We start from the raw sequence: 11,436 nt of genomic DNA, 5'->3' as shown, positions 1-11,436 counted from the left end.
TTTCTCTGGCTATGGCTTCCGCCATAGGTCCTGAAGTCGATTGTCTGGTGATAGTCGTGCCACCTTGGTCTACATTCTCCAATATCTGATACAGCCCTCCTTTATTCTCGTGGAACTTATCAACTTGTAATTCATCATTCACCCAAAGAAAAATCAATAGGGAACAAGCCAGTCCACTGGACAAACCAATCAAATTGATTATAAATGTGCTTTTAAACCGCTTGCAGTTTCTGTAGAACAGGAGAAAGTTGTGACGTAGCATAGACAGATAGGTTTAGTCTTTTGGTTCTTGGTTCTAAGGTTTAGGTACTTGATACTTTCAGACTATGGTTAAGGGTTAATTGATTAAAGGTTAAAAGATTAAAGGTTAATCGGTTGTCTAACCTTCAATCTCTTGTCATCTAAACTCTTTGATCTTGATTCTAGGTTCTAGAATCTTGATACTAAATACTTGATACTTTCAGACTATGGTTAACCGCTAATTGCTTGTCTAATCTTCATTATTCGGCATTTATCATTCGATATTCAATATTTCTGGACTCTTGAACTTTACTGAATACTAACAAAAGAGATTGCCACACTCCTCCGTCGTTCGCAATAACGTACCCAACTGACAACTGCAAACTGACCACTGCCTACTAATTACTCACTCTTCAAACTCTCCACTGGATTCATCAGCGCTGCTTTTACAGACTGGAAACTGATTGTCACCAGCGCTACGATTACCGCCAACACACCCGATACAAGGAAAACCCACCAATGTATTGAAACCTGATAAGCAAAGCCTTCCAACCATCTATTCATCACATACCATGCAAGTGGAGTAGCGACCACAATCGCCACCAAAACCAACTTGATAAAGTCTTTGGAAAGTAGACCTACAATATTTCCCACATTTGCCCCAAGTACTTTTCTGATGCCGATTTCCTTGGTCCGCTGCTCAGCGGTGTAGGTAGCAAGTCCTAAAAGCCCAAGGCAGGCAATCAAAATCGCCAATACCGAAAATGTGGTGAAAATCTGTCTGAATCTGAAATCTGATTCGTATTGCTTATTGAAATCCTCATCCAGAAAACTGTAGATAAACGGCCTGTGGGGAGCCAGTTGCTTCCAAACTCCCTCAATCTGAGAAAGTGTGGCGGGCAAGTCTTCACCTTTCACTTTCAAACTCATATACCTACTCGCATAGGCTTCAAAAGGCAAAGTCAACGGCTCTACGGTATTATGCAGAGAGATATAATTAAAATCCTTTACCACTCCAATCACTTCCCCAGCCCTTCCCCACTGGTCAAACTTTTTTCCTACTATGTCCGCGGGATTAGAATAACCATACTGCCTAGCCGCAGCTTCATTGATGACCAAAGCCGATGTGGAATCTGAGGGATAATCTCTGGAATACGATCTTCCTGCCACCAACTCCAGACCATAATGATCTATAAAATCCAATCCTACCTGAAATATGGCCTGTCCTCGCTCTAACATCTCCCCGTCAAGCCCCTCGATAGTTGTACCTGCATTAGGAAAATGACTTCCCGGAACGCTCCGCGAAAAGGCCACTGAAAGAATAGCCGGGTTTTTCTCCAACTCGCTTTCCAAAGACGAAGAGACATTATTCACCTGCTCATCATAATTGTAGTCCAATACCACCATGTGCTCTTTATCAAAGCCCATGTCCTTATCCAGCAAGTGACTCATTTGAGTATAGACAATTATCGTCCCGGCAATCAGGGCAATCGATAAGCTGAACTGAAAAACCACCAATCCCTTTCGGAGATTTACTCCTCTGGCATCTGATTTATTTATTCCTTTGAGAATCATCACCGGCTTGAAACCCGACAAAACCAAGGCTGGGTATGAGCCTGCCAAAAGGCCAATCACAAGCATGATAACCAGAAAAGCAGGAATTGTCTGCCAGTTGACTATTCGGCTGATTTCGAATACCTTTCCAGTCATATCATTCATCATCGGCAATGCGATGGTCGTCAAAATAATACCGACTACGGCTGCCAATACCACGATAATCAGAGATTCTCCCAAAAACTGAAATATCAAACTTCGGCGATCTGCCCCGATAGATTTGCGGATACCTACTTCCTTGGCCCGCTCCATAGACCGGGCCGTGGATAGGTTCATAAAATTGATCATCGCAATAGCGAGAATAAAGAGACCTATGATGGAGAATACATAGATATTTGTCAAAGAACCCGTATCGCCAGGTTGTCTTACTGCCGATGTTCTTAGATAAACATCTTTAAGAGGCTCGATTGCAATGGTATATGGATAATCTTTGTACGGGTATCTTTTATCTAAAAATCCAGGCACTTTTGCTTCAAAAGAAGCCGGGTCAAATTGCTCATTAACCAGGAAATAGGTGTAAGTATCCACGTACCCCCATTCTTCAAAAATCCCTGGTCTGGACTGCTTGAAAGTGCTTAGAGACAATAAGGTATTGAACTTGAAATGAGAGTTGGAAGGAAGATCCTTCATGACTCCGGTCACTGTATAATCACCCGCATTTGATCTACCGGCTGCTTCACTTCCCTTCATTGTTTTTCCCAGTGCTTCCTCATTCCCAAAGTATTTTTTGGCAGTTGACTCCGTCAAGACCACACTGAACGGAGCTACTAGAGCCGTCTTGGGATCTCCTTCCAGCAACTCCCAGCTGAATACATCAAACACCGTGGAATCCATAAAAAACACGCCATCTTCCTGCTGAGTCTCCTCCCCTACAGTAAAAAGAATATCAGCTCTTCCGGAGAACTGGACCACTTTTTCAATCTCCGGAAAATCCAGTTGCAAAGCTGGCCCAATAGGAGCATTCCCCCAAACCCAAAAACCGGATAGATCAGGCTCCACTCCTTCCTGTGCTTCACCGTGAGTTACTCTGAATATTCTGTCCCCTTTTTCGTGATACTTATCATAGGAAAGCTCATCCTGCACAAACATAAATATGAGTACACAGCAAGCCATTCCGACTCCAAGTCCTACGATGTTGATAAACGAATACACCTTCTTTTTCAGAAGATTTCTCCAGGCGATTTTGATGTAGTTTTTCAGCATTTTCTTTATGGATTGGAAATACTTGTCCGCCGTGGCGGATTGGAAGATTTTAAAATTGAAAGATTAGGTGTTCAGAAGTTGGAAAGTGGTAAGGTTGAAAGGTTCTAATGTGGTAAGGTCGCTCACTGTGTCAGACTGAGCGAAGTCGAAGTCTCTACTCACTCCTCAAACTATCAACCGGATTCCTCACCGCCGCTTTTATCGCCTGCGAACTTACCGTAACCAAGGCGATAAGCATAGATATTGCCCCAGTGGCTACAAAGACCCACCATTCAATGCCAATCTTGTACTGATAATCCTGCAACCATTTGCCCATAATATACCAGGCAATAGGAGTGGCGATGATGAATGCAATGCCCACCAGTTTTAGGAAGTCTTTGGAAAGCAGTATAGAAACACTTGCTGCGCTGGCTCCCAAAACTTTTCGCACCCCGATTTCCTTGATGCGGTTTGCAGCCATATAAGCCGATAGACCGAATAAGCCGAGGCAAGAAATGACGATGGTCAGTACGGTGAACAACATGGACAGTCTGGCAGTACGCTTGGTATCGTCAAACTTCTTGGCATATGCTTCATCCACAAAATGGTATTCAAAGGGAAAGTTTGGGTTATATTGTTCGAAAACACCTTGGACAGATGCCAAACTTTGGGAAACAGTCTGTTCGGGATTGAGGCGGATATGCAAGACGCTAAACCATGAAGTGGGCCCCATGACCATCAAGGGCTTGACTGGATCATAAGGAGACTCAAAAATAAAGTCCTTGATAACACCCACGACGGTGTATTTCTCATCGCCCCTGGATACAACCTGCCCAAGGGGATCGTCCAAGCCCATTTTTTTTACGGCTGTTTCATTCAATAAAACTGCCGTAGAATCACTTGGAAACTGATGGATGTCGATGTCCCTTCCTGTTACCAGTTCTGTATCAATTACTTTCACGAAATCGGCATCCGTACTGAATTTTATGAAAGTAAGCTTGTAATCCTCCAGAGTGCTGCCCGGCCAGGAATAGCCCCAGTTGTTACTATATTGTTCTGTAATGGGGCTCATGGATTTGGTGACCGCAAGAGACGAGCCGTTGCCGAGCAACGACTGTTTGATGCTCTCATATCGTTTGTCTATGTCGCCCTGTATATTCACGTAAATGAGGTTCTCTCTATTATAGCCCAGCTCCCTGTTTTGTGCATGGCTGATCTGACGCTGGATAATGATGGTGGAGACGATCAGCACGATGGCAAAGCTGAACTGCAACACTACTAATACTTTACGGGGGTTGACCGTCGCATTTGCCAAGCGGAAAGTACCTTTCAGCACCTTAACCGGACTGAATGAGGAAAGGAAAAAAGCAGGGTAGCTTCCCGCCAATAGACCCGTAAAAAGGATAAACCCGAATAATTGTGCCCAAAAGACCAGGTCACCGTAAGGCAGGAAAAGCTGTTTGTCCACTAGTGTGTTAAAGGACGGAAGGACAAGCTGGACAACCAGTAGTGCCACCAGTCCGGCAATGAAGGCAATTAGTGTGCTTTCTCCGATAAACTGGGCTACAAGGGATGCCTTGCCCGCACCCACCACTTTTCTCAGTCCTACTTCCTTGGCTCGCTTTTCACTCCGGGCTGTACTGAGGTTCATAAAGTTGATACAGGCGATTGCCAGGATAAAAATTGCGATGAAGGCAAACAAGCGTACCGTGATGGCTCGCCCGGCCACCAACTGACCGTTTTCGCTTTTGCCGTAAAGATGCACCTGTGACAGCGGATAGCTGAACATTTCCGTGCTGGATTCCCCATTGGTGTGCTCCTTGGTAATGTCTTTGACTTTTTGGTCAAATGTTTCTTGCGATGCGTTTTCACTCAGTAAAACATAGGTATCCACCGAGGTATTTCCCCAATCTTCATCGTCCCTACCCAATTTGGTCATATAAGACCACGGAAGAATATAATCGATCTGGAAGTAATCGGATTGGAAGCGGGTGTTGTTGGGCAGGTTTTTCAATACTGCGGTAACTGTGAATATATCGGCACTATCAATTTTGACGGTCTGTCCCACGGCGTTCACTGAGCCGAAGAGCTTCCGTGCAAAGTCCTCCGTGACCACGATATTATAGGGATTATCCAGTGCCGAAGAAGGGTTGCCTTGGAGCAAGGGGAAATCGAATACATCGAAAAATTCGGGATCGACAAAGACACCATTCTCATTCAGTTTTTTATTCCCTACAGTAATCAGGAAATCGGCATAATCGGTAACTCTGACTGCTTTCTCGATTTCCGGATAGTCTTTTTCAAGCGTAGGAGCCAATATTTTGGGAGTACTGTTCCAAGCCCAAAGCCCGCCGCCGAACGTATCCCTGCTGTACATCATGTAGATCCGGTCGGACTTGGGGTGTTCCCGATCCATGCTCGTCTCGTTTTGTACCCACAGCAGAATGAGGATAGCCGATGCCATGCCGATGCCCAGCCCGGCAATGTTGAGGATGCTAAATGCCTTGCTTCTGGTAAGGTTACGAATGGCGATTTTTATATAGTTTTTTAACATGGTTGCAAGATTTTAATTACTTGTCCGCCGTGGCGAGTTGAAAGATTGAAAGGTTCCTAGTTCAAAAGTGGTAAGGTCACTCACTGTGTCAGACTGAGCGAAGTCGAAGTCTCTTCTCACTCACTCGTAAATCTTTTTTTATAAGCTAAAACCTCTTCACTTCTTTCTTTTCACCTAATACTTTTTACTCAATCATCTTGATTCTGTGCTCTTGACTCTTACCTCTTGCCTCTACTATCTTGCTACTTACGTCTTTGCTACTTAATACTTTCTACTCGCTCTTCAGCGTTCTCGCAGGATTGGTCATAGCTGCCTTGACCGATTGAAAACCTACCGTAAACAAGGCAATAAGCATCGTCACAGTACCCGTGGCCACAAACACCCACCATTCAATTCCCACACTGTATTGATAATTCTCAAGCCACTGATCCATGACATACCATGCTACGGGAACGGACAGAAGAAATGCGATCCCTACCAGCTTTAGGAAATCCTTGGATAGCAACATGGAGATACTTCCCACACTTGCACCCAGGACTTTTCTCACACCTATTTCCTTGATACGGTTTGCCGCCATATAGGTGGAAAGTCCAAATAACCCCAAACAGGAAATCACTATGGTCAGAATGGTGAAAAGGATAGACAAGCTGGCGGTACGCCTGGTATCATTGAATTTTCTGGCATATTGCTCATCTACGAAACTGTACTCAAAAGGAAAATTGGGATTGAATTCTTCAAAGACTTCTTGAATTGAAGCAATATTCTCAGCAACAGGCTGATCTGCTTTGAAGCGTATATGTACCACACCAAACCAAGAAGAAGGCCCAAATACCATTAAAGGATTGACGGGATCATAGGGAGATTCAAAAATAAAATCCTTAATAATACCTACAACAGTATAGTTGTCATCTCCATCAGATACGATCTGTCCCAGAGGATCTTCCAATCGCATTTTTCTCACAGCCGTTTCATTCAATAAAATGGCAGTCGAATCACTTGGAAACTGATGGATATCGATATCCCTTCCCTCAACCAACTTGGTCCCCATCACCTTCATAAAATCCGCATCCGTACTAAATCTGATGAAGTCCAACTTTTCATCCTCTGGAGTACTGCCTTCCCAAGAATAACCCCAGCCATCGCTGTAGCGCTGGGTAATAGGGCTCATGGACTTAGTCATAGCCTCTATGGCCCCGCTGTTTAGCAGGGATTGTTTGATGGCGCTGTAGTGCTTATCAATATCACCTTGCATCATTACATAAATAAGGTTGTCTCTATCATAGCCCAGCTCCCTTTTTTGGGCATGACTAATCTGACGCTGAATGATTATCGTGGAGACTATAAGTACAATGGCAAAGCTGAACTGAAGAACCACCAATATTTTTCTTGGGTTTACCGCAGAGGCTGCCGAGCGGAACGTCCCTTTCAATACATGTACAGGACTGAATGAGGAAAGAAAGAATGCGGGATAACTACCCGCTAGCAAACCTGTCAAAAGGATAAAGCCAATCAGTTGAAACCAGAAAACCACATCGCTGTATGGGATATGAAGCTGCTTATCTACCAGCGTATTAAACGATGGAAGAGTCAATTCAACAAACAGAAGCGCAAAAAATCCTGCTATAAACGCGATCAATGTACTTTCTCCGATAAACTGAGCAATTAGTGACGTCTTTCTTGCTCCTACCACTTTTCTCAAACCCACTTCCTTCGCCCTCTTTTCACTTCGGGCAGTGCTCAGATTCATAAAGTTAATACAGGCTATCACCAGAATAAACAGGGCGATAAATGCAAACATCCGCACAGTGACCACTCTACCTCCTACAAGCTTTCCATTCTCACTTTTCCCGTAGAGGTGGATTTGCGAGAGTGGATAGGTAAACACCTCGGTAGTATTTTCACCATTCGTATGATCCTTGGTTACGTTTACTATTTTTTCATTAAACGACTCCAGAGAGGCATTTTCCGCAAGTAAGACATAGGTTTCCACTGAGTTGTTTCCCCACCATTCATCATCCCAGCCAAGTTTCTTCATGTATGCCCAAGAGAGAAAGTAGTCGGACTGGAAACGGGTGTTGTTTGGGATATTTTCTAATACCGCGGTGACGGTGAATATATCAGTACTATCGATCTTGACTGACTGACCTATTGCATTTTCTTCACCAAAAAGCTTCTTGGCAAAATCTTCTGTGACCACCATATTATAGGGATCATCCAACGCAGTAGAACTGTTGCCCTGATGCACTGGTAAATCAAAAACATCTAAGAATTCAGGATCAATAAAGACCCCTGATTCGTTCATTTTTTTATCCCCAACTGTGAAAAGGAAATTGGCATCATTGATTCTCACCGCCTGTTCCACTTCAGGATAATCTTGTTTAAGCGTTGGTCCCAGAATTTTTGGGGAGGATCCCCAAACCCAAAGTTCACCGCTGAACGTATCCCTGTTATACGTTTTGTAAATCCGATCGGACTTGGGATGCTCCCGATCCATACTTACTTCATTCTGCACCCACAACAGAATGAGAATAGCAGAAGCCATTCCGATACTCAATCCTCCAATATTAATGAAGGCGTATCCTTTGCTTCTGGCAATGTTTCTCCAGGCGATTTTAAAGTAGTTTTTCAGCATTGGAATTGGAATATTTTAATATTGGAAAATTAAGTCCCTTTATACGAGCCATTTGTCTTTTTTTTATTGTCTTTGCTTCGACTCCGATCAGCATGACAGATACTAACGTCTTTCTACTTGATACATAATTCTTTTTTCTTAACTCTTGATTCTTGTCTCTTGATTCTCTGATCACTTATCACTGCCAACTGAAAACTTCGCCCCCTAGTCGCTCTTAAGCGTCTTCGCTGGATTAACCAATGCAGCTTTGATCGCCTGTGAGCTTACCGTCAAAAAGGCAATCAGCAACGCAATCAGGCCTGTCCCGAGGAACACTTTCCAGTCTATCCCAATCCGATAGTCAAATCCTTCAAGCCAAGCACTCATGGCATACCAAGTGATCGGAACACCAATCAGCATCGCAATCAACACCAGCTTGGTAAACTCTCCTGAAAGCAGCAGCACCAATCCCTGCACGGAAGCACCCAATACTTTTCGTACTGAAATCTCTTTGCTCCGCTGCTCTGCGATAAATGCTGCCAAACCAAACAGGCCCAGGCAGGAAATCAAAATCGCCAGTCCCGAAAAAATCGCTGTCAGGGAACCGGTTTGTTGTTGACTGGCAAATTTCTGAGCATGAACTTCATCCGAAAACTTGTATTCAAAGGGCGAACCGGGATTAAACTTCCTAAATATTCCCCCCAACTGCGCCAAAGTGGTCTGTAAGTCTGCACCGGAAAGTCGGATATGGATAAAATTCTGCTGGATTTTGGGGCCAAAAATCATGATTCCCTCTGGATTGGCAAATGGAGATTCAATGATAAAATCCTTCACCACACCAACCACCCGATATTCCCGATCACCGTCCTTGACGATCTCACCTAGCGGATCTGCAAATCCCATAAAGTCTCTCGCAGTCTCATTGATCAAAACTGCCGTGCTGTCGCTGGCATTCGTATAAACGTCTATATCCCGTCCTGCAATTAGCTGCAATCCGGCCGTTTTCACCACATGGGCATCTGCTCCCATTCGGTTGATATTTGGCATGAAAGCATCCTCCTTTCCTTGCCAACTGATCGTATTGGTGTTGCTGTATTCTTCAGTAAAAGGCGAAAAGGTACTGGAAACAGATACAATTCCAGGTAAAGCTTCTACCTCACTTCGTACTGCCGAGAAGTTTTTCTTCAGCGGTGCAGTCATCGGATGGAAGATTAGATTTTCAGTTTGCAAGCCTAGATCTCTATTCTGTACAAACTGCATCTGTTCGCGGATAATCCAAGTGCTGGCAATCAGGATTGCCACAATGGTAAATTGAAATACGACCAAGACTTCTCTAGGTTTAAACCAGCTTTTGGCACTGCTCATCCTTGACTTCAGTACCAATACGGGTTTGAATGAACTCAGCAAAAACGCAGGATAAATTCCAGCCAAAATCCCAGTCAGAAACACATAGCCCAGAGAGAAAACCCAGAAATAAGGCTGATTGAACGGGAGTTTCAGCTCTTTTCCGATTAATTGGTTAAATCCTGGGAAAAGCAACGAAATAAGGAGTAAAGCCAGTAAATATGCCGCCACTGATATCAGAATTGATTCAGCCAGAAATTGACCGATCAGCATGCCACGATCCGCTCCTGAAACTTTTCTGATTCCCACTTCTTTAGCCCTTTTCTCACTTTGAGCTGTGCTTAGATTGACAAAATTGATACAAGCGATCAGCAAGATCACAATGCCTACTAAGCCAAACATCCGGATCAGATCGATCCGTCCTCCTACAGATTTCCCATTTTCAAACTTACTCTTCAAATGGAGCTCAGACATGGGAAACAAAAAATCGGTGGTGTTCTGGACATCTCCATTTCTTAGAGAGAAATCAACAATTTTCTGATTGAAGGAGTTTAAGTCGGAGTCTGCCTTCAGCATTGCAAAAGTCCGACAGTTATTGTTCCCCCAGTAATTCCCGGTCCATCCTATGGCTTCGAGCTTGTTGTAAGGCAAAAAAGCCGTGAATTTAAAGTTGGTGTTTTCTGGTAAGTCTTCTACAATGGCTTTCACCTCAAACTCTAACTCAGACTCTACCGTCACTGATTTCCCAAGAGCGGACTCTTCTCCAAAGAGTTTCCGGGCGACAGATTTGGTCAGAATTATATGATCAGGGGAACTCATTGCTTCCATCGGATTTCCTTCCAAAACCCGGAAATCAAACATCTCGAAAAAGCCCGGATCAACAAAGGTCGTTTGCTCATAAAAACTGTTTTCTCCCACCGACAAGACCATCGGGTCCCATTCTGTGACATGAGTCACGGCTTCGACTTCCGGATATTGCTCCTGGAGTGCCGTAGCGTAAGGTGTTGGAGTAGCATTCCAGGTGATGGATTCACCCTGGTTTATATTCGTTCGCCACACCGAGTAGATCCGATCTGACTTTTCGTACTGACTGTCTACCGAAAACTCAAACTGAATCCAGACCATAATCAGAACCGAAGCGGCCATTCCTATGGCAAGTCCCCCAATGTTAATGAAAGCAAAGCCTTTTTTTCTGAGGAGACTTCTCCAAGCTATTTTAAGGTAGTTTTTGAGCATTTTATAGGATTTGAAAGGACTTGTCCGCAGTAATGGATCTTTGTATTGAAAGATTAGGAAGCAAGGAATCGGGAAGTTGGAGAGTTTAAAACCCGTATCCACTTTCGGGGTCTTATAAATCTCTTAGTTCTTGTTTCAATTCTCTTGTCCCCAATCTCTTGACTCATTATTCTTGGTTCTTGGTTCTGACCTCTTTGGTTCTACCAATTTCAACTTTCCACAAACGTGCCAGTCAAAAAGCATTCATTTGAGTCTGAATCACGTGTTTTTGAATTCAAAGCTCAATACGCTCGGACAGTTTTGTTCGCTCTCGGGCAACTAATACTAGTTATAAGGATGTAAAAAATGACACTGGAGGGTGCAGTTGTATTGGAATTAGAATCCTGAGTTTGAAGAAAGTGAGTGAGGACACTCACTTTGGCGAAAAGAAAAAACGTCAGTCACTGGAATTGGGCTGAAGCCTGATTGTGATTATAAATCCTGAAGGAATGGGCTAAAGCCCCATTCCTATTTATGAAAGGGAATCCCAAAGAGTTTAATTAATGGCTTTTACTTCGCCCACGTGAGTGTCTCACGTGATAACATCGAACAGGAAAATCAACTTTTCGCTCCGGTTTTTGTCTCACAAACTGAAATCAACTTGGGACGTTTACCA

Annotated in this window: 5 protein-coding genes; all 5 read right to left on the bottom strand. The window is 43.8% G+C overall.

Translation table 11 applies throughout. The features are described from left to right. On the bottom strand, nucleotides 1–262 hold a 262-nt coding region (locus J2X69_RS22355; RefSeq protein ID WP_310108330.1), incomplete at its 3' end, for an ABC transporter permease. A 380-nt stretch (nucleotides 263–642) separates the two neighbouring features. Beyond that, entirely contained in the window at nucleotides 643–3,057 is a 2,415-nt protein-coding gene (locus J2X69_RS22350) for an FtsX-like permease family protein (RefSeq protein WP_310108327.1), read from the bottom strand. Nucleotides 3,058–3,211: 154 nt separating this feature from the next. Next, nucleotides 3,212–5,590, bottom strand: a complete 2,379-nt coding sequence (locus tag J2X69_RS22345; RefSeq protein WP_310108325.1) for an ABC transporter permease — start codon at nucleotides 5,588–5,590, stop codon at nucleotides 3,212–3,214. Between the two features lie 271 nt (nucleotides 5,591–5,861). Further along, nucleotides 5,862–8,222, bottom strand: coding sequence for an ABC transporter permease (locus tag J2X69_RS22340; RefSeq protein WP_310108323.1), 2,361 nt, complete (start codon nucleotides 8,220–8,222; stop codon nucleotides 5,862–5,864). A gap of 204 nt (nucleotides 8,223–8,426) precedes the next feature. Then, a complete protein-coding gene (locus tag J2X69_RS22335) occupies nucleotides 8,427–10,781 on the bottom strand; it encodes an ABC transporter permease (RefSeq protein WP_310108321.1) in 2,355 nt (784 codons plus the stop codon). Nucleotides 10,782–11,436: the final 655 nt, after the last annotated feature.

Origin of the sequence: Algoriphagus sp. 4150 (assembly GCF_031457395.1) — a bacterium.
GTDB lineage: Bacteria > Bacteroidota > Bacteroidia > Cytophagales > Cyclobacteriaceae > Algoriphagus.
Note: the sequence above shows the minus strand (reverse complement) of the source record. Positions and strands in the feature narration are given on the sequence as shown.